Annotated in this window: 20 protein-coding genes and 1 pseudogene; 7 read left to right on the forward strand and 14 right to left on the reverse strand. The window is 59.3% G+C overall.

Annotation, left to right across the window (positions count from 1 at the left end; all coding sequences use genetic code 11):
• The 3 genes from BN1800_RS30740 to BN1800_RS30750 all read right to left on the reverse strand — a co-directional run.
• The coding region (locus BN1800_RS30740; protein ID WP_179213931.1) for an SH3 domain-containing protein at positions 1-887 on the reverse strand (887 nt) is incomplete at its 3' end.
• A gap of 86 nt (positions 888-973) precedes the next feature.
• On the reverse strand, positions 974-2,695 hold the full coding sequence (locus BN1800_RS30745) for a tetratricopeptide repeat protein (RefSeq protein ID WP_087002924.1): 1,722 nt from the start codon (positions 2,693-2,695) through the stop codon (positions 974-976).
• 96 nt (positions 2,696-2,791) lie between these two features.
• Positions 2,792-3,070, reverse strand: coding sequence for a hypothetical protein (locus BN1800_RS30750; RefSeq protein WP_087002927.1), 279 nt, complete (start codon positions 3,068-3,070; stop codon positions 2,792-2,794).
• Positions 3,071-3,313: 243 nt separating this feature from the next.
• Here BN1800_RS30750 and BN1800_RS30755 point away from each other — a divergent pair, with 243 nt between their 5' ends.
• The 4 genes and pseudogenes from BN1800_RS30755 to BN1800_RS30770 all read left to right on the forward strand — a co-directional run.
• On the forward strand, positions 3,314-4,075 hold the full coding sequence (locus BN1800_RS30755) for a hypothetical protein (protein ID WP_087003029.1): 762 nt from the start codon (positions 3,314-3,316) through the stop codon (positions 4,073-4,075).
• 25 nt (positions 4,076-4,100) lie between these two features.
• On the forward strand, positions 4,101-5,501 hold the full coding sequence (locus BN1800_RS30760) for a DUF1254 domain-containing protein (RefSeq protein ID WP_087002930.1): 1,401 nt from the start codon (positions 4,101-4,103) through the stop codon (positions 5,499-5,501).
• Positions 5,502-5,517: 16 nt separating this feature from the next.
• Complete coding sequence (locus BN1800_RS30765) at positions 5,518-6,558, forward strand: DUF1254 domain-containing protein (protein WP_087002933.1); 1,041 nt, start codon at positions 5,518-5,520, stop codon at positions 6,556-6,558.
• 65 nt (positions 6,559-6,623) lie between these two features.
• Positions 6,624-6,968 (forward strand): annotated as a pseudogene (locus tag BN1800_RS30770) (sulfatase-like hydrolase/transferase); the annotation flags it as partial.
• Between the two features lie 188 nt (positions 6,969-7,156).
• Here the strand turns inward: BN1800_RS30770 and BN1800_RS30775 are convergent.
• From BN1800_RS30775 to BN1800_RS30790, 4 genes are all read right to left on the reverse strand, one after another.
• Complete coding sequence (locus BN1800_RS30775) at positions 7,157-7,639, reverse strand: helix-turn-helix transcriptional regulator (RefSeq protein WP_087002936.1); 483 nt, start codon at positions 7,637-7,639, stop codon at positions 7,157-7,159.
• A gap of 239 nt (positions 7,640-7,878) precedes the next feature.
• On the reverse strand, positions 7,879-8,268 hold the full coding sequence (locus BN1800_RS30780) for a hypothetical protein (protein WP_087003032.1): 390 nt from the start codon (positions 8,266-8,268) through the stop codon (positions 7,879-7,881).
• A gap of 4 nt (positions 8,269-8,272) precedes the next feature.
• Complete coding sequence (locus BN1800_RS42960) at positions 8,273-8,686, reverse strand: hypothetical protein (RefSeq protein ID WP_244564715.1); 414 nt, start codon at positions 8,684-8,686, stop codon at positions 8,273-8,275.
• Complete coding sequence (locus tag BN1800_RS30790) at positions 8,679-9,392, reverse strand: ParA family protein (RefSeq protein ID WP_087002939.1); 714 nt, start codon at positions 9,390-9,392, stop codon at positions 8,679-8,681. The genes BN1800_RS42960 and BN1800_RS30790 overlap by 8 nt, the downstream gene beginning before the upstream one ends.
• Positions 9,393-10,073: 681 nt before the next feature.
• Between BN1800_RS30790 and BN1800_RS30795 the strand changes: the two genes are divergently transcribed.
• Positions 10,074-10,475: a plasmid mobilization protein gene (locus tag BN1800_RS30795; protein WP_087002941.1), complete on the forward strand. Its 402-nt coding sequence runs from the start codon at positions 10,074-10,076 to the stop codon at positions 10,473-10,475.
• Positions 10,476-10,835: 360 nt separating this feature from the next.
• Here the strand turns inward: BN1800_RS30795 and BN1800_RS42965 are convergent, their stop codons facing one another.
• Positions 10,836-11,018 carry a hypothetical protein gene (locus BN1800_RS42965; protein WP_244564716.1) on the reverse strand — a complete coding sequence of 61 codons (183 nt, stop codon included), beginning with the start codon at positions 11,016-11,018 and terminating at the stop codon, positions 10,836-10,838.
• An 87-nt stretch (positions 11,019-11,105) separates the two neighbouring features.
• On the opposite strand from BN1800_RS42965, the gene BN1800_RS30800 reads away from it, so the two are divergent.
• Entirely contained in the window at positions 11,106-12,986 is a 1,881-nt protein-coding gene (locus BN1800_RS30800) for a conjugal transfer protein TraA (RefSeq protein WP_244564717.1), read from the forward strand.
• A gap of 6 nt (positions 12,987-12,992) precedes the next feature.
• On the forward strand, positions 12,993-13,202 hold the full coding sequence (locus BN1800_RS30805) for a hypothetical protein (RefSeq protein ID WP_087002947.1): 210 nt from the start codon (positions 12,993-12,995) through the stop codon (positions 13,200-13,202).
• 4 nt (positions 13,203-13,206) lie between these two features.
• On the opposite strand, the gene BN1800_RS30810 is transcribed toward BN1800_RS30805, so the two are convergent.
• Genes BN1800_RS30810 through BN1800_RS30835 form a run of 6 tightly spaced genes read right to left on the reverse strand, consistent with a single transcriptional unit; the run spans position 13,207 to position 19,548 of the window.
• The gene (locus tag BN1800_RS30810; protein WP_087002949.1) at positions 13,207-13,695 is read right to left on the reverse strand and encodes a hypothetical protein; all 489 of its coding nucleotides are present in this window, start codon (positions 13,693-13,695) and stop codon (positions 13,207-13,209) included.
• A gap of 17 nt (positions 13,696-13,712) precedes the next feature.
• Positions 13,713-15,833, reverse strand: a complete 2,121-nt coding sequence (locus BN1800_RS30815) for a type IV secretory system conjugative DNA transfer family protein (RefSeq protein ID WP_087002952.1) — start codon at positions 15,831-15,833, stop codon at positions 13,713-13,715.
• A complete protein-coding gene (virB11, locus tag BN1800_RS30820) occupies positions 15,830-16,858 on the reverse strand; it encodes a P-type DNA transfer ATPase VirB11 (RefSeq protein WP_087002955.1) in 1,029 nt (342 codons plus the stop codon). Before virB11 ends, BN1800_RS30815 begins: the two co-directional genes overlap by 4 nt.
• On the reverse strand, positions 16,839-18,047 hold the full coding sequence (virB10, locus tag BN1800_RS30825) for a type IV secretion system protein VirB10 (RefSeq protein ID WP_087002958.1): 1,209 nt from the start codon (positions 18,045-18,047) through the stop codon (positions 16,839-16,841). Before virB10 ends, virB11 begins: the two co-directional genes overlap by 20 nt.
• Positions 18,044-18,856, reverse strand: coding sequence for a TrbG/VirB9 family P-type conjugative transfer protein (locus BN1800_RS30830; protein WP_087002960.1), 813 nt, complete (start codon positions 18,854-18,856; stop codon positions 18,044-18,046). Before BN1800_RS30830 ends, virB10 begins: the two co-directional genes overlap by 4 nt.
• Positions 18,853-19,548: a VirB8 family type IV secretion system protein gene (locus tag BN1800_RS30835; RefSeq protein WP_087002963.1), complete on the reverse strand. Its 696-nt coding sequence runs from the start codon at positions 19,546-19,548 to the stop codon at positions 18,853-18,855. Before BN1800_RS30835 ends, BN1800_RS30830 begins: the two co-directional genes overlap by 4 nt.
• Between the last annotated feature and the right edge of the window lie 25 nt (positions 19,549-19,573).

Genomic DNA, 19,573 nt, shown 5'->3' on the forward strand with positions numbered 1-19,573 from the left:
AGGCTGGATAGCTGCGGAGGAAGCGTCTCGGCTTCCGTCCAGTCGCCATCGAGGCTCGTCGACTTCAGCCAGCTCTTTTCGTCGCGAAGGTAGAAGGTCTTGTCTGCGTCGGTCCGGAAGACGTCCCAGTTGGTGTTGACCACGAAGGAAAGCCCTTGCACGCCCTTGGCTGGGGACACCACCGCCTTGCCGTCGGTCTGCACGAGGATCGCGGGCGTCTCGCTGGTGAACACGGGCGGCGGGTCAGCTTTCAGTCCCGAGACGTCGTTCAACCGCTTGTAGTCGGCGAGGCTCGCCGTCAGGCGGTCCTGCGAGACGGTAATCGGATCCGTCGGCATGATCTTGCCGACGCCGAGGGCGAGCTTCGAAAGCTGCTCCTTGTCGAGCGTCGAGAAGTTCACTTCGGTCGGCTGCACGTCGGTCAGGACGACGTTGCCCGTCTCGTCGTCGGCGACCGTCTTCGCGGAGATGCCGATCACGCCGTAGACGGGCTGGGCGTCCTCCGAGGTCTTGAGTTCGGCCGCGACGAGCGCGTCAAGCTTTACGAAATCCGGCCAGTCGACGACCTGCGGTTGGAACAGAGTGAGCGTCGCGCCGCTGTCGGCCGTGAATGTCCTCGGCCACGAGGGCGTGTCCGCTGCCGACTGGCTGAGATATCGTCCGCTGACGAAGCCGTTCCCCTTGCCGAACGCGACCGCGCACCATGCGCCGCTCGCGTCGCATTCCTTGAGATCGACCTGGGCGCCTTCAGGCAATTTGCCGACGGCGGCAAAGCCCGTACCGGGGCCGGATCTCAAATTGACCCCGGTCGTGATGACCGCCGGATCGGCGAGAACATTGCCGGTGAGAAATATGGAGGCGACTAGGAAGACTAGCAGCTTTCGCATCGTGGCGGCCCTTCGACATCATCGCCCGCTATCTGCGGACCTGTCGAAGGAATGCCATCGGAGGCTTCAGGACAAGGATGTTACTGTTACATGGCCCCGCTGCTGACGAGTTCCGGCACCTTCAGGCCGGCTTCCTGTATTCCCGCCCTGAGTGCGGCTTCGAGCTCCGGGTCGTAACGGGTGCCGGAGAACATCGCCGCCACCGTGCGGTCGAGATCGGGATGCTGCAGCCGGGCGGCGGCTATCTCCTTCTCAGTGACCGACCGGTCGCCGATCCGGGCGATCGCCGCCAGTTTCAGCACCACCGTCGGGGTGTCGGCCGCGGGAACCTGTCTCGCTTGAAACACCGCCTGCGCGTAGTTCCCCTGACGGTAGGCGTCGAGGATCATCACGAAGCTCGCATCCCTGATCGGCTGACCGGCGACGTCGGTCGCTTTTTGCGCAAGCTCAGCACCCCCCTGCCACTTCCCGCTCAAGAAAAGGACCATCGAGAGCTTTGCAAGCAGGTCGGCATTCTCGGGGTTCAACGCGACGCCGCGTCGACCGGCCGCGATGGCGGTATCGTTTTGTCCGAGCTGGTACTGGGTCGCCATCTGCGCGAGCGCAGCTCTGGGCGACGACGGCGAGATGGTGGCTGCCCTGTTGGCGAGATCGACGCCTCGTCCGAAGTAGCTGTCGTCTCCGGTCGTGCGGCCCGTCCACAACATCACGCGCGCGAGCGTCGCCATAGCGTCGGCGTCCTTGGGATCGGCGGCGATCGTCGCTTCAAGGCACGGCCGGGCCGCTTTCAGGCCCGCGGGATCACGAAGCTCGACCGCGAACTCGCCGCGAAGGACGCAAATGTTGCCGGTCGCCGTCTGAGGGAGGTTGCGCCTGAGCTCGATGGTGTTGACGACGCCCGCTGGTCCCGCGAGCCTGCGCGAGACGCCGTAAACGAGGTCGCGCACCGCGTCGTCGCGTGAACCCTCGGAGGCCGGGCGACGTTCTTCGTCGGTCCAGACCGCCTCTCCAGTGCCAGCGTCGGAGACCTGCCACCATATGGAAACGGATCGCGCGTCTTCCGCGTATCGCATCTTGATGTCGTAGGAGTTTTCTTCCGGCGCGTCGGCACGGGACCGCGTCGCGACGGCGCCCGACTTAAGGCGCACGGTCCCAAAACGGGCCAGCGACACCGCCAGATCCTCCATGGCCGCCCGGCTGGCCGCCTCGTCCGGGCGCGCCGCGTCCATCGACAACGCGATCAAAGGCTTCCGCGTCTCCACGAGCGCGGGGCTCGCGGCGCGATAGGCGAGACCTCCTGTCACGGCGATGGCGGCGACTGCCGCGCCTGCCATGATGGCGTAGCGCCAGCTTCTATCACCTGCCCCTGAACTCGGCTTGACCGCCGCTTCGGTTGCGAGACCGACGTCCTCGTGCTCGTCAGTGTCCTCAGGGCGGGGGCGATGGTTCCGCTCGACGAAGATCGGCACGTAGCGTCCGCGCGGGATGTCGAGCCGCGCGCCCGGTTCGTCGGCGAGCTGCTCGTAATATTTCTGGAGCGTCTCACGGAGGCGGGTCGCCTCGATGCGGACGATCGGATCGGAGGATGGATCGAAGGACGGGGGCCGGTTGAAGACGTCGACGGCGATCGAGTAAGCTTTGACCGCGTCGCTGCGACCCTCGAACAACGCCTCCACGATGTATTTCAAAAAGGCCCGGTGGCGGTCCGATACGTGGAGCCTTGGATCGGCCAGCAGCCGCTCCGCTTCCAACCGCGCCTGTCCTTCGGAGACCGTGCGTACCCCATTGCTCACGCCGTTCGCTGCCATATCGCCCTCGCGCCCGTCCGCCCATAAGCAGTGGGAAATGTTACGCTACAGCACCCTCGGTTGCAATCCGGAAACCTGACGTGGCGTCTTGAACGCTTAAGAACGGGTTCGCGCCTTCCGTGCACGACACCGAGCGACGATGTCCGTTTCCAGTGCCAGACACACGGTCCGGTACTCTTCGATCAATCCGTCTTCGCCGTCTCCCGTGCGTTTCAGGAGCCGCTCGAGCGTCGTGGTCGCGTCTTCGTAGGCCTCGCACAGGGGTTCAAGGTCGGCATCCTTCTGCCAGAGCAGTTGAAGCTGCCCGCGTAGCAAAGGCAACCGGAGCATCAGCTTCAACAATCCGCGGTGCGCGGCCTCCCTGGCGGTGTCCATGGCGTGCAGGCGTTCCTTTCGAGCAGGATGCGTGCGAGGAGCGGGGATACGCCCTCGGTCATTCTCGCGCCGGTCAACGCGAAAAAGCGAGATTGTTACTGTTACATTGAACGTCGACGCGGCCCGGGCAGCCTGCTTGTTACTGTAACAACCTGTGATCCTAACGCCTTTCGTGCTGGATTGCTCGTACTGAAACCGGAGGCCTTCGTGCGCTCGAATTGTTATCGCATTCCTGCGTTCCTGATGCTGACGACCGCCCTCCCGGCGGCCGCGCAGGAGGCCCATGACGTCGTCAACGAGGCGAACAACCCGTTGACGCCGAAGATCACCATCAACTTGCAGGACTATTATATTCCGAGCTTCGTCGAGACGCCCGGCGATCCCGAGGCGAACCAATTCCTGCTGCGCGGCCTCATTCCGTCAGACATGTTCGGTCTGCCTCAGCTTCTGCGCTTCACGCTTCCGGTCGCGATGTCGCCGGACGTTCCGAGCGGCTACGTCACCGGTCTCGGCGATCTGACGCTCATCGATCTCTTCGTCCTGCCAAAAGCGGGCGACATGACGTTCGCCGCCGGTCCTGTGCTCGTCATCCCGACCGCAACGGACGAGCAACTCGGAAGCGGCAAGTGGCAGGCGGGCGCCGCGGAGGTCGTCGTCGCGCCTCAGAGATGGGGCATGCTCGGTGGTCTTCTAACCTATCAGATTTCCTTTGCAGGGGTCGACGACCGCGAGGACGTGAACCTTCTGACCTTTCAGCCGATCGTCAACGTCAACCTCTCGGACGGTTGGTACCTTCGATCCTCCGCGATCTGGAACTTCAACCTTGAGAGCGGCAACAGCTACATCCCGGTTGGTGCAGGCGTCGGCAAGGTCTTCCAGCTCGACAAGGGCGTTACAATGAACGCCTTTGTAGAGCCGCAGTACACGGTCTGGCACGACGGGCCGGGCGCGCCGCGCTGGCAGATCTTCGCAGGCGTGAACTTCCAGTTTCCAATAGGCCGTTGAGGCCGTCGTATTCAAGGAGACCAAGATGCGCAACCTCGCCATGGCAGTTCTCCTGCTTTCCTCCACCGCGACCGTGTCGTTCGCCCGCTCTCCGGAAGAGCTGACGTCGCTAACGGTCGAACGCCGCGCAGTCGAAGCTGTCATCTGGGGCATGCCCGCGGTCAACTACGACCTGATGCTCCAGGAAGCGGTCGATGCCGGGAGTGGCGTCAACCAGATCGTCTATTGGTCGCGGCTACCAACGTGGAAAAACCAGACGCTCACGCCGAACCCCGACTCCGTCTACCTCATGGCCTTCTTCAACACGAAGGCCGGACCTGTCGTGCTGGAAATTCCGCCCGCCAACGGTGGCTCGATCACGGGCAACATCGACGATGTCTGGCAGCAGGCATTGGAGGACGCGGGGCCGAGCGGGGCGGACAAGGGCCGAGGCGGCAAATATCTGATCCTGCCGCCTGGTTATGCGGAGAAGGTGCCCGACGGATACATCCCGCTGCGATCGGACACGTACGGGGGCTATGCGCTGCTGCGCTCGACTCCTGCGAGCGGCAGCGGCGAAGACGTCGCCAAGGCGGTCGAATACGGGAAGCGGGCAAAACTGTACCCGCTGTCTCAGGCGGACAACCCGCCGGCGACAAAATACGTCGACGTGATCGACACCGTCTTCGACTCGACCATTCCCTACGACTTCCGCTTCTTCGAAGCGCTCAACCGCATCGTGCAGGAGGAGCCCTGGCTCGAGCGCGACAGGGCGATGATCGACCAGCTCAAGTCGATCGGCATCGAGAAGGGCAAGCCCTTCGCTCCGGATGAAAAGACCAAGGCGATTCTCGAAGATGCTGCCAAGGAGGCCCATGCCTGGCTGCAATTCAAGTACGAAACAGCCTTTGATCCCTACAACGAGGGCCACCAATGGGGCGTGCCTGCCAAGCCGGAGGTCGTTGAGGGTCAGGCGAATGCCTACGCGAAGCCTGACATCTACCCCACCGACGACCGCGGTCTCACCTACACATACGGTTTCATTGGCATCAAGCGCCTGGGCGCTGGCCAGTTCTACCTGATGACGATCAAGGACAAGGACGGCCAGCATCTGGACGGAGGCCAGACCTATCGCCTCACCGTGCCGGCGAACGCGCCTGTCGGGCAGTACTGGTCGGCGACCGTCTATGACAGCACCACCCATGCGTTCATCCGCGACGAGGAGCGATTCAGCCGATCCTCGCAGAGCCCGGACCTGCAGACCAACGCCGACGGCTCGGTGGACATCTTCTTCGGTCCAAAGGCCTCGGCAGGCAAGGAGTCAAACTGGATACCCACGAGCGCCGGTGGAGGATTCGAAGTCCTCTTCCGCTTCTACGCGCCGGAGAAGCCGCTGTTCGACAAGACGTGGGTGCTACCCGACATCGAAAGGATCGCGGCGCAATGATCAGGGAGGTGACGCCATGAAAGCCATTCGCACATCCATCTGCGCCGGTTTAGCGCTGGCGGCAATCGTTTCCCTTGCGCTCGCACAAGCGCCGTCAGGTGGCGCCACACTGGTCACCCCCGACAATTTCGTGCGCGCTGAGAGCGGCCTTTACTTCGGCAACGTCGTCAAAGATGCGGGAGGAACCGGCAGGTTCTTTCATCATCGCGAAGTGACGCCAATCGATAAGCAACCGGTGATTCGCATGAATCGTGACACGCTCTATTCCGGGGCTCTGTTCGATCTCGATGCCGGCCCGGTGACGATCACGTTGCCCGATGCCGGCCAGCGCTTCATGTCGATGCAGGTGATCGACGAGGACGAGTACACTCCGATGGTCATCTACGACGCGGGGCCCCACACCCTCGCTAAGGAGGAGATCGGCACTCGCTATGTGATGACGGCGATCCGTATCCTCGTCGATCCGGGAAATCCCAGCGACGTCAAGCAGGCTCACGCGCTCCAGGATGCAATCAAGGTCGACCAGCCAGGCGGCCCGGGAACATTCCAGGTGCCCGCCTGGGATCAGACAAGCCAGAAACGGGTACGCGAGGCGCTTCTCGTGCTCGCCTCAACGCTGCCCGACACGAAGAGTGCGTTTGGCCCGCGAGGACAAGTCGATCCGGTGCGGCGCCTGATCCAGGCCGCGGCAGCCTGGGGCGGCAATCCCGAGAAGGACGCGACCTATCTCAACTTTACGCCGGCCCAGAACGACGGCACGGCAATCTACAAGCTCAGTGTCAAGGACGTGCCCATTGACGGCTTCTGGTCGATCAGCATCTACAACGCCAAGGGTTACTTCGAGAAGAATCCGCATGATGCGTACACGCTGAACAATTTGACCGCGAATAAGGAAGCGGACGGCTCGGTCGCCATCCGGTTCGGCGGATGTGACGGCAAGATTCCTAACTGCCTGCCGACCATGGCGGGCTGGAACTATCTGGTGCGCCTCTATCGCCCGCATCCCGAAATACTGGACGGCAGCTGGAAATTCCCGGAAGCGCAGCCGGTGAACTGATGGGGAAACGCCAGCCTGTGTGCTCGGGACGGACCCGCGTCTTCATGTCGATGCAGGAGGAGACCATGGACAGTCAAGAGAAGAGCGATCAGTCGGCAGCAACGGACGTTCCCGTCAGCCGGCGCAGCATTTTGCTGGGTGGCACCGCGCTTGTGGCTGCTTCCGCACTCATTGCGAGCAATGCGGCACCCCAGAGGGCAAAGGCGCAGGAGCAGCCTACCGCACCCTACGGCGGCAAGCCAAACATCCTCGTCATCTGGGGCGACGACATCGGATTCTGGAACCTCAGCGCCTACAGTCGCGGCGCGATGGGCTATCGCACGCCCAATATCGATCGCATCGCAAACGAAGGAGCGATCTTCTCCGACCACTACGCCCAGGCAAGCGGCACAGCGGGACGTGCGGCCTTCAGATATCGACGCTCTGATGCCGTGGAACGTCAAGAAGTAACGGCCTCACGTCACCGCTTACAACCAAGGCGCGGCGTGGTGAATTCTCCGTCGGACCGATGCTGATGGCTCTGGCGCGGACTCAGGATCGTGATGGCTGATTGCAAGGCTTTGCATCTATCTTCGAGCCAAAGCAGCAGCAGGGCAGCTTAGCGTTCTTCGCCCTTGGCTGCGATGGCGTCGGCCGCCTGTTGCTGGGTTGCCATACGCTTGACCAACGCAAGAAGATCGCGCGTCGTATCGTGCGGCAGCGCCAACACAAGTTTCGCCAGCGCGAGATGATCGGAGGCCTCCTCCGGGGTTCTACCCAAAAGATGCGGCGCTGCTTCATAGATCATGTCCAGCGGCATGAAGCCCAAGATCTCACAGAGATGGATCATGCGAGTAACATGCATTTTGGAGAAGGCGCGCTCGTATCGTCCATAGACTGGGATCGAAAGGCCGAGCAGCGGCGCAAGGTCGCCGCGAGTCAAACCTTCGTCCTCTCGAGCCTTGCGAAGGTAGGCAGCGATTTTCTCGTCCATTTCGCCCAGGGAGGTGATGCCATCAAATCCGGGTCGCCGGTATACCGGCTTATCAATTTCCGGATCGGTCGTTTCAACCAACCCCTTTGCACTTCTATAGCTGCTCATATCCCGCGTCACAGAGTCGATCCCTTTACCTTAAGCCGCCCGAAGCTGGCACTATGCTTCAAATCGATTAAATTTGGCACTTTTCCCAATCACCTGAATTAGCTTTGTACCCTACCATTTTGGGGGCGTTTGGATGAAAGCAAGAACAAACGAAATGTTACCGATATGCTTCTGCACGCGAAGGCACTTGGCGAACCGTAGCCGGAATCGATCATGGGAGACCAGCGGCTATCAGAGTATCAGCGATTCTTTGCTGCGACCATATTCCAACCGTCTGGCCCGCCTTCGAAAATCGATTCAACAAGTTTCTCGCCTTCGATCCAGCCAAGATGCGCCACGAGTTCACAAGCTACTGTATTTTCGTAAATACTAATGCACCGCTTCACATTCACCGTCGATCCATCGCCATGCTTCGTTATATCCCATTTGGATATACGAAATAGTTCTGACTTCGCACGGTCGTCCGTTGGCCGTGTAGCCTTATCGGGCACATGCTCAGAGCCGGTTCCCAACTTCGAAAGGACATTTGACATCTTGCTAAGGCCTATTCTCGGGCGGCCGAGCATAGGCGCCGCGTAGAGGCCGATGACGATACCGAGAGCTATTCCTAAGAGGAAGCTGCGGCCCATCCGCTCAGTACCCATTGTCGCGGAGATACTGGTCGATCGCCGCTTTCATGATGACTGTCATCTTCAGATCATTTTCGTAAGCGGCCCGTTCCAGCCGCTTTTTCGTGTCGTAGTCCAACGGCACGTTGACGAAATGTTTCGATTCACGCTCGCGCGCACGTTTCAGGTCTCGTAGCCTGTTACGAGAGTTTTCCTGTTCCAGTGCTCGCTTCGTCACTCGCTCGCGGCGTTCGGTTTCGGTCGCGGGTGCAATGCGAGCAGCGGCTATCTCTTCAGTCTCCGCCGGCGTCGCGGCTGCGAGTGACGAAGACGATTGCTCCTCAGGAAGGCCGACCTCCTGGGCTGGCCTATCCTGGCTCACCTTGGGCCGGCGCGGGGCAACGGCAAAATCAGAGATTGTCGTTTTTTCTTTAGCCATTCGTGGCCTCCTTAGCGGAAGTCGCGAGCAGGCTCTCAATGTCAACAAGCAGCCTATGCACTTCCGCCCTTGCCTTCTTCACCGGCTCGGTCAATTCAAGCATCTGCAATGTCCCGTATCCATTGCGAACCTCACGATAACAGTTTCGTTCCAGCAGCTCCGTTTCCAGCAGGTAGGAGTCATATCCGTTTTCCCGGAGGTTCTGCACAAAAGGCCGGATCAATCGATATGCCTCAAGATTTCGCGCGGGGATCGTTAGGCGAGTGACGAAATTCGCCTGGGGAATCGCGCGCCCGATCTGGTCCGATACTTCCGCCGCCGCTTCGGCCGCTTCGCCAGCGGCTTTAATTTCGTCCTGGTTTGGCTGGATTGGCGTGAGGATCATGTCGGATCTTCGGATGATGGTATCGCGCACGACGCTATCGGTACCGGGCGAATCCATCATCACCACTTCATACTTGTCAGCTTCGGCGTCGAGGATCTGCTGGATCGAATTTTGACGCGCAGCCGTCACCAAATCGATGCCATCAGGGATGTTGTCCTTCGCCGCACAACGCTTCCACCATTCTTGAAGGTTCTGCCTCCCGTCAGCATCGATGAGCAGGACACGCTTTCCTTGCAGAGCATATTCCCCAGCGACCAGGATAACAGCCGTCGTCTTGCCCGCACCGCCTTTGCCGCTCACGGCAGAAATTGAAAGTGGCATGTTTGCTCGATACCTCCGTCTGCCAGTCCAAAGTCAATCCCAGTCCGGATTTTTTGATCAGTGGGCGTTTAGTACATTTCCACATGCTGTGAAAAAGCTGCCACAGCCAGGCTCAACACGGTGCTGAAATGGAATGTGAACCATTTTTCACAGCATGTGGAAATGTACTAGAAAAACTCGCTATGTCCACACGTTATTGAAATGTCGAAATATCACACGTGCAAGATCGTGTGCCTAAGTCGTGTGTTTTTCTCGTGTGGGAACGGCCGCCGATGCTCCGCGCTCTATATCGCGGATAGCGACTTCTCCGGGGTTCTGCCGAAGTGGTGAACCCCGGAGCCGCGTGAAAGGCCGTCTGTGCCCCCCCTCGCACGCAAGCTGCAAGGGCGTAGAGCGCAGCGTCCCTAGCGGCTGAGTACGAGGGGCACACAAAGGCCTCCCTAGCGGTCTTCGGATGTGAACCCTGGTGAGCGTTTCAATGAATAAAAACCGGGACGTTAGGCCCGGTGCCAGCAAAGTCAAAGGGCCGAGCGGAGCGAGGCCATCTCGAAGTTGTCTAGTCGAACTTCACGTTGTTATTGAGTATGGCAGGATACGGAAAATTGTGCTACGCCATTTTCCAACAATCGACGGACGAGCCCTCGATGTCTGTCGCAAGCGCCAGTAGGGGATCCAAAGGGCATGGATGACGTGAAATTCGACGTCCGGCTTGAGCCGGAGAAGAAAGAGCGGACCGTGCATGCCCGCATTACCGCCGATGAGTACGCGGCGCTCGAGGAAGCCGCGAAGGCGGCTGACATGACGGTATCAGGTTTCTTCCGATCGCTGACGCTTGAGGGCGCAGGCGTGCGGCCGATCATGACCAAGGACGACCGGCTGGTTATGGCGATGTTGCTGGAGGACATGCGCATGATCGGCGTGAACCTGAACCAGGTAGCGCGGGCGCTGAACAGCGGCCGGGGTGTTGATCCGAGCGAACTCGACATCAATCTAGCGAATGTGCAGCGGGTACAGGCGGCGGTAATGACCGAGTTGCGAGCCTTGACGAAACGGGCGGGTCATCAGCGGCGCGGCGGGGGCTGAGCCTTGGAATTCTTCTTCGGCGCCTTCGCGAGCGAATGGGAACAGCGACGAGCGGCCCTGCTGCATGAGCTATCGTTTGGCGGCCGACGCCGATTGACGGCCGAGGAAGAGTTGCGGAAGCGGATGAAGGCCCTGGCCGAGCTTGGCGCGGCGGGTGGCGGAGGAAGCGGCGGGAGTAGCACGGCGCCAAAAATGCGCAAGGCGGCAAGGACTGCCCACCACGCGGCGGCAAGAGCCTCCTCCGCAGCACGGCCGATGCAGGTCCGGCTTACAGCGGTGGCGCAGGGGAGCCAGCCAGCCGTCGTTAAGATGGCGTCTTATGGCGGCGGCGCGCGGGTCGGCGCGATGCTTAATTACGTGTCACGCGGCGGCGATCTTTCCGTCGAGAACGAGAACGGCGAACGGCTTCGAAGCCGCGAGGATCTTGCCGGTATTCGTGCGGATTGGGATCATCTTTTCCAGAACCGGGCGGAAAGCCGGGACATCGGCGGCTTCACGGTAGAGATCGCTGCTACGGCTTTCGCGACCGACGATCAGATGCATGAGTTCGTCAGAAATGGCCTGACGAGCGGCTTTGGCGATCGGCGCTTTGCCTATGCGGTCGAAAAGAATGCCGACGGCTCATTGACCGTGCAAGGCGTCGTGGTGCTCCGGAGTGGGCAGGGCGAGCGACTTACGGGTGACGAGAAGGCGGCCGGTATTATTCAGTCTCGATACGATTCCAGCGCGGCGGCAAGCGAAGCGGCCGCGCGGTTTTCGTTTCAAGGTTACGGGAATGGCGTCGAGTACGGCGCGACCAAGTTGCGTGACTTGGTCGCTCGTCACGGCGGCGATGTCCGTGACGATCGCGGTCGGCCTGTCGCGGATGAAAAGAGCGCTGGCGACCTGGTGCAAAAAGAATGGCGCGGAGATCTTCACAGCAGAAAGGGCCGCGACGTGATGCACCTCATCATGTCGGCCCGGGCCGGGACGGATGTTGCGGCCTTCGAAGGTGCCGTGCGCGATTTTCTGGCGGATCAATTCGCCGGCCATCGTTATGTGTTCGCGATGCACGATCCGGCCAATGATCCGAAAGAGGCAGGGGAGGGGGGTAAGCGGCCGCACGTTCACGCCCACGCGATTATCACCATGAAATCGGAATCCGGTGATCGGATCGAGACGACGCCGGCAGTTTTTCGGCAATGGCGGGCGGCGATGGCGGAAAAGGCCCGGGATCATGGTATTGCCATGGAAATGACCGATCGCCGGGAGTTCGCAAGCCCGCCGGCCTACACGCGCAACCAGGTGCGGCCCGTCAATAGGGAAGGGCGGACAGAGCATATCGGCACGAGCGCGGCGGCGCAGGCGCGATATGACGCCAAGCGGGCCGGCCGGAGAACCGTCGCCAAGAGCGATAGGAGCCGCGAGTATACCGTAAAGGCTAAGCAGAGTTGGCAAAAGATTGCCCTCGCGAGCGGAGATCAGCGTATTGTCGCTTATGCCGCTCAGCAGCAAGACCAGCTGGTTTCCGGGATTTCTACCGGACAGGTTGAAAGCAACTCCAATATTGTGCGCGCAGAATTCGGGTCAAAATTCCGCGCCAATCTGGTAACATTGCAGAAACTGGTTTTGGAGGGTGACGAATTACGTGAGACATCGAGGGTAGAATTCGAGGCGTATGAAAAAAAGGTCGAAACGGCCTTGTTCAAGTTGGAGCGCAGCGTTGGGCCGGACGATCGCAGCGACTTTGACGAAGTAGCGAACCTGGCGCGGGAACATGTCAATCAACGGCGCGAGCTCGTGCAGCTTTACGAGCAGCGCAACGAGGCTATGGCCGAGCAGGGTAACGATGATCAGCGGCCAGATCGGCGCGATGAAGTGAACGAGCAGTGGGAAGCTGCAGTCGCCAAGCACGGTGAAGCGGTTGTTGAAGCCGCGAATGAAGTCCTGATGGAGATTGACGCCACGACTTCTATGCTGGCTGATCTTGAGAGGCCGGAACCGAGGCACGATCCTGAAACCGGTGTCTACACATACACCGTTGGCGAAAAGGAACGTGAAGAGACCGAGCAGTTGCGGGCGAAGATCGAGCAGCAGCACGACGAAGCGATTTCGCGCGCTGCGCGTCTTGCGATCGAGGGCAACACCTACATTCGTGAGGTGGCCGAGCAGGATCCGGATCTGCAGCGCGCGATCGATCAGGCCGAGAAGGATACGCGGTGGCCGGAGGAAGAAAAGAACAAGACCCCGACCAATGTCGATGCGACCGACGAGCAGCAACGCGATCTTCGCCAGGAGGAGCCGGATCGACAGCCAAACGACCCGGATGCTCGCGAGGCTCACGAGCTGGCTTCAGCAGTCGACGCTACAAATCGTCTGCAAGATCGGGTAAACAAGGACAAGGAAGCCGCGCAGCGCGGCGGAGAGACAACACGGACCGACCCCGCACAACAGCATATTCCTCGTCTTGAGGAGCTGGAGCGGGAAGAATTGGAAAAGAGGGAACGCGACCGCGACGACCGGGAACGTTAGGCTATCATGAAAGACAACCGTCACGACTATATCTATCAGACCACTGACCCTAAGAGTGATGAAGCTGTCGGGACGATGATTTTTGCGGTCATGGTCCTCGTTGGCATTCTTTATATCCTTCAACTGATCTTTGAGACGGTCGAAGGGTGGTACTATGCCGCTATGAATTGGGCGAGTGAAACGGCGGCCTATGTCGCCAGCTTTTGGCCGTTCTAGCGCTTCATTCCTTGAGGTCGGCGTCAAGCATTCCGGCCTCATACCATCGGCCGTCAGCGGATATCGATCGTTCCCAACAGCCCCTCTCGAAAAGCGGCGTATTTTCAGGAAAATCCGCTACATAGAAGATCATCGGCGACGGCCAGGACGGCTTTGTCGCTCTCTCCAAGAGCGTAAAATAGCCCTGATCAGTCTGGCAGATTGTGTCATATCGCTCCGACTGGTTTCCGTCTTTAAGACCAATCAGATATGCGTGCGCCATGTCGAAGCTCTGGTGCCGGCGAACGACGACGGAATATCGATCGCCGGAGGCGATCGACCGAACCTGCTTCATTTCGACAAGATCCGGGTAGGCCGAGCGATCTGGAGAAAGAGTGTAGTGCACCTGGTCGCGAAGCGCCGCTCGATAGATTCTGGGAAACGTAATGCTCAGCGGTGTGCAAATCACGTCGGCCGAAGATGCAGCATTAGGGAAGGTGATTACATTCGTCATTGCGTGCGCCCAACATATCATTCGGCGGAAATTCCGACCTCTAACGGGTCCGGAACCGTGGCGGAAAAGATGTCGAGATAATTTCGGCGCTTCGTCGGGGATTGGTCGCCAAGCTTTTCGACTTTTCGCGCCACGGATTCTTTCAGGCGCTCAGCACTCGGCTTCAATCCGTCCTCGACGGCCTTGATCCTGTCTTCGACCGCAGTAACGTTCTCTTTCGCGTTCTCAGCACCACCACCGGAAGCCCTCTTTGCGGGCTTTGCGCATAGTGCTTTCTTGTTGACGGTTCGGCCGTTGGCGGCCGGTGTCGACGCTTTCGTTTCCGGTTCTTTCTCTGGTGCGGCCGTAGTCGATGCTACGGGCGCTAGCGCCGGCGCTGCCGTTTTCGTGCCCGTACCGGCCACTGCAATCGGCTGAGGCTCCGCCTCTTCGGACGCTTGTCCGGCGCGCGCATATTCCGTTGTCGTCGCCGGCACTGGCTTTACCGGCAGATATTCTATCTGCGGAACTTCTGGAGTGTGGGCCTGCGAGAATGCTTCGGCCGATTTGAAGGGCTGCGTTTCGAAGAACCGCAACTTTTCTCCGAAAATCGGGCGCTGGCCTTCAATGAGAAGGATCATCTTCCTTTCCGGCATCTGCCGGATTTCCTGCGGCATCATCAGATCCCGCTCACGAATCTGCTCGACTTTTGTGCGCCGAGGCAGGCCCATGAGCTCGATTGTGCGCGATTCCGACTGGTAGCGGATCGTGCGCTTGCCAAGCGCTCGCGAAGCATATTCGGCAGTGGCCTGGTCATTGGCGCCGAGGACGAGCTGATAGCCGCAATTTCCAAGCAGCGAGTGACGCGACGTCTCGCCGTAAATCTCATCCAAGTTTTTGAGGTCTTGAATGATGAAGGCAAGCTTGATGTTGTAACCGGCGACGTAAGGCAGCTTGGTCATGATCTCGTCCATTTTCTTCAGCTGGCGAAACTCGTCGAGAAGGAAGTAGACGGGCAGGGAATTGGGATCGTGCTCGAGCGTCAGGATGTCCATCGTTTGCTGCACAAACAGCGTGAGGAGGGGGCGCAACAGGGTAATATCGGTGATGTTCGGTGCGAGGTAGATCGAGATCGGCCGCCGTTTCATAGCGCGCAGATCCATGTCGGTGACATTTGTCGCCGCTTCGATTCGCTCATTCTTGAAAGGCCGCATGGCCTTTTGAATGTCGAGCAATGCCGAGGCGGCGGCCCGTTCAGAAAGGGAAAGGTAGGAGTTAAAGCTCTCCATGGTGAACTTGGATAGGTAGGGCTCTTTCTCTTTGATGAACCTCATGAGAGCCTGCAGGTCGACACCGCTATTAAAGAACGAATTCACCTCTCCGAGATTGCGACGGTCCTTATAGAACGGGCTTTCCAACACATAGCTGATGGCGCCGGCCATCACCTGTTGGGCCGTCGCCTGCCACACGGAGTTTTCAGATTGGGTGTTTTCGGGGACGAGGATGCTCGCCATGTTCTGGATATCGGTCGTCCTGTTGCCGCGTTCCTGGCGAACGAAGTCCAAAGGATTGTAGCGGTTGGTCGATTCCGCCCCAGGGGCGAAGAGGAAAACCTGATTACCATTTCGGCGGCGATAGCCCGCCGTCGCCTTAAAAACCTCGCCTTTCAGATCGGTCACGATCATCGATCCGTGATGCATGAGGGCATTTGGAATGACGTAGCCAGCGCCTTTACCGGACCGAGTAGGGCCAATGATCAGATGATGACGATCATCTTTGATCCGCAGGACGTTGCGGCCGATACGCCCGAAAATATGGCCTTGCTTGCGAAACCACTTGCCGCGGCGAAGTGATGCGAGGTCTTGAAACGCCGCGTCACCGAGCGGGCTGCTTTGTGTCTTCAGACCGATGTAAGCGGCTAGGCCGGCAACCAGCACTGCTGGCAGCAATGAGCCGATCGCGACCCGTTGTAGCGACGGGCTGGTCCTGTAATGCCAAAACTGCTGAATTGGAGCGAATGGATTGCTCGTGATCGTCGTCTCGAGGATCCGTCCGTCTTTATAGAAGAGTTGCAGCCCGAGGCCGTAGCCGAGCATCCAGACGGCGAATGCGATGCCGACACAGAAGAGCAGATAAAAGGACTGATAGCCCTTACTCATGACTCGTCTCGGGCGAAAAAGATCTCGGAAACGCCACGCTTGCCGCCATCTCGGCGCAGTTGGATGACGATCGGGATCACCATCTGGATATAGGACATGAGATCGTGTTTCGAGTAACCGGAAGACATACCGGCTTGCTGCATCATCATGGCGAGCTGTTCATAAGCGCCCATCGGCGTATCAGCGTGCACCGTCGACATGCTGCCGGGGTGGCCGGTGTTTATTGCCCGCAGGAAAGAGAATGCTTCAGCGCCGCGAATCTCGCCGACAAACAGTCGGTCAGGCCGCATACGTAGCGACGCTTCGAGCAAGCTTTGAATCGTCACGTCCGCAGTGCCCTGGTCGCCTTTCGAGGCGATCAGATGAACCTTATTGGCCTGAGGCGGAAACAGCTCGCGGGTGTCCTCGAGCGTCAGTATCCGCTCATGCGGATCGATGCTTTTCAGGCAGGCATTGAGGAACGTCGTCTTGCCCGACGACGTTCCGCCGCTGATCAGGATCGATACCCGCTTGGTTATGGCCGTATGGATGAAATCATAGATTCTATTTGTCCGGAGGTGAGCGATCAGCTCTCGATCGATATCGCTCAGGCCACCGACGGCGACAGAGACTTTCTCCAGCGAGCCGTTGTCCCGATACTCTTCCAGGGTGAGATTGTTCACGACCTGCTTTCTGATCGAGATTGATCCTCCTTCCGGCGCGGCCGGCGGTAAGACGATCTGGATGCGCTCGCCGGTCGGCAAGGCGGCACTCAGGATCGGCTTGCTACGGCTGATGAACTGGCTTGTGACGCCGGCGACTCGTTCGCCGATATTCTGGATCTCGTCAGCCGTCAGCTCGGCGATTTCGTGATGCTCCATATGTTCAGCCCCAAGCCGTTCCACGTAGACGTGTCCCGGCTTATTGACGGCAATTTCGACCACTCGCCGATCATTCAGAAGGTCGCGGATCGGTTCGAGGGCGCGATCGAGGAAGTAATATGGATTGCTGGCAGTGTTGCCGTTGTTACCTACCGCGACGTTCACGTTGAATTTCCTTCATGGCTTCAGTGACCGGATCGTCGTACATGGCGCTGAAATCGAGATCCTGGCGGACATAGACAAAAATTCGCTCGCCCTGGCTGACGCTGATGGTTGGCGGAATGCGAAGGTTCTCGCTCAAGGCCTGGTTCGCCATGTCGGAGAAGGTCTCGGCGATCGTCTCGCGGGCCAGTTCCTCGCCTCTTTGCGCTTCATCGTTATTTTCTCCGAATGCTTCATCGCTTCCGTACCCCGTCAGGAAGCTGGCGCCGGCGCCGACGACTGAAAGCATGATTGCGGATCCGAATCTTTCCCGCCATTTGTTGTCGACAATGCCTGTCAGGCCAGAACGCCCAAGGCTGTCCGTACCGATCGAATTGAGCCGCACCGACACTCCGTCATCGCGGATCAGCCGGCTCCAGATGACAAAGATGCGTTTTTGTCCTCTCGTGACTTCAGACTGATACTCGCCGATCAGTCGTGTTCCGGTTGGGATGAGGACGCGGCGGCCGTCGAACGAATAGACGTCCTGGGAAGTGATCGCACGAATTTGGCCCGGGAGGTCGCTGTTGATTGCCGTCTCAAGAATGCCGGGGATTAACGTGCCTTCGGGGATCACTGCGTCGATACGCTTGATCTGTGTCGCTTGCGCGCCTCGATCAGCGAGGCTCGACGCCGCGGCAAGGAACTTGCTGTTGCGGTCCTCGCCGGCAACGGTTATTCCCGGGCCGTTCTCGCCAGTGAGGCTTCCGACGCCATCATCGCCTTTTTTGGCATCGAGGGTGATCAAACCCGACTTGAACCGCGCCGGAAATTCTTCTGCTGGCGGCGCAGCTTCCGGGGTCGTTTCAATGGCTTCTGGCGGCGGCGGGACCTTGAACTCGGTCGTATCGACTTCTTCGACCACCTCAGGAGGTGGCGGCAAATTGATAACGTTGTTGTCGGGCTCCGGCTCCGGCTTTTCTTCCTCGCGGACAAATGACGGCGGCCGGAATGTCGTCGTCCTGAATTCTTCGTCGCCGTCTGTCACGTCGCGTGGCCGTTCCTGCGGGGCGGCCAGGACGAAATAGGCCGCTGCGGCTCCGGCGAGCAGCAGAGCAGACATGCCCAGGAGCTGGTTGCGTTTGACGTTTTTGTTGCTGACTGCCGTTTCGTCGGCCGACAGCATGGCCTCTAATTCGGGTGTCCGGTTCATTTGTTGCCGCTCCTCCAACGCTTGGACGCCTGTTGATCCGGCGCCGGCCCGAGGACGTCGGGGTCCGGCGCGCCAAAATCAGGCTTTCGAAGGTTGAAAATGCATGTCCACTGATTGCCATCGCGCAGGGTGTATTGCGTCGCAACTCCATCGACGACGAGATATTCTCCCTCTTTCCGGAAGTTGCGCAGCGTCTCGGAAAAATCAGACTGGACCGCGAAAATCGCGGGCACGCGGCCATTGAACTTGAAGAAGGTCTTCTTGCCGTCGTCAAAGATCATCGATGGCTTCAGCGCGGGGTCGCCTGAAAACGAGTAGTCGATGTTGACGTTCGCCTTGTCGATGCTCGAGACGTTCGGATTTGCCGCCCGGTACTCCGCTTCCTTCCGGAGGGCTGCATTCAGATCCTTCTCAGGATAGACGAACCGGACGCCGAACACCTTTTTGTTGGCATCCGGTGCATAATCGTTGAGCTCGATGAAATAGATTCTCTTCGTCGTCACGATGTTCATGTTGGTCGTGACGTTCTTTGCGACAGGCTTCACGAACAGGATGTTGCCTTTTTCGGACGGGGCAACCTGCCAGCTATCGGTGTCGCCAAGTGAAATTGTCTCGAACTTCTCATCTTCATCGAAAATGATCATCGTCGAGATTCCATAGGTGGCGGCCACCTTCACGACGTTGTTCGGCTGGTAAACAACGCTCGTTACACGGGCGTCGAGATTGCCCGGCCGGGGCGTTTGCGCCGCATGGGCGTGAGTCAAGATCGCGGCGGAGACCGCCGCCGACAACAGGAGCCGTTTCATCATCCCTGACCTCCCGGCGTCACCGTCTCTTGATCACGACGATAGTTGTAGACCTGGAAGCCGAGCGGATTTTCAAAGCGCCATTCGTTGGTCTCTGGCGTGTCAGTGTAGCGATAGCGCACAACGGAGATGTAATGCCGGACGATGGATTCCGCGTCTGATTTCTCCGTGGTCGAAAACCGGACCAATGCGGTGCTGGCGTTCGAGAAGGTCACGGATTTGATGTCAACCAGTACCCGCTTGTTTTTGCCGAGCACTTTCGCCGGATTGTTCGCGTTGGCGGCACTGTACTCTTCCTGCAGCTCCCGGGCGGCATCGCTCGTCGACAAAAGTGCGGCAATGCCGAAATTCTCTTCGATCGCGAAGGGGTCGTATCCTTCGCGGGCGCGGATGTATCGAACGACATTAGCCTGTGTGATCGCCTGCTGTTCGGTCAGGCTCGCCGGCCTGGTCAGGCCTGTTTTCACCTCGACGTAGCCAGTGTTCTTGTCGACTTCGACGATGTATGGTTCGAAGCTCTTCAGCGGCACGAGCAGTACCAAGGCGGCGAGTGCCAGTAGTGTAATAGCTCCAAAAATCGTGGTGACGAACCAGGCAAGCGTCCGAGAGCGCTTAGCCTTCTTGACGATTTCGTGTTCCCAGCGATCACCGTCCTGAAAATAGCTCCTGAGAGCAACGTCCTTCGTTTCTGCCATTTCGATCTAGCCCTTACGTAACTTC

This window comes from Rhizobium sullae (genome assembly GCF_900169785.1).
Classification (GTDB): Bacteria; Pseudomonadota; Alphaproteobacteria; order Rhizobiales; family Rhizobiaceae; genus Rhizobium; species Rhizobium sullae.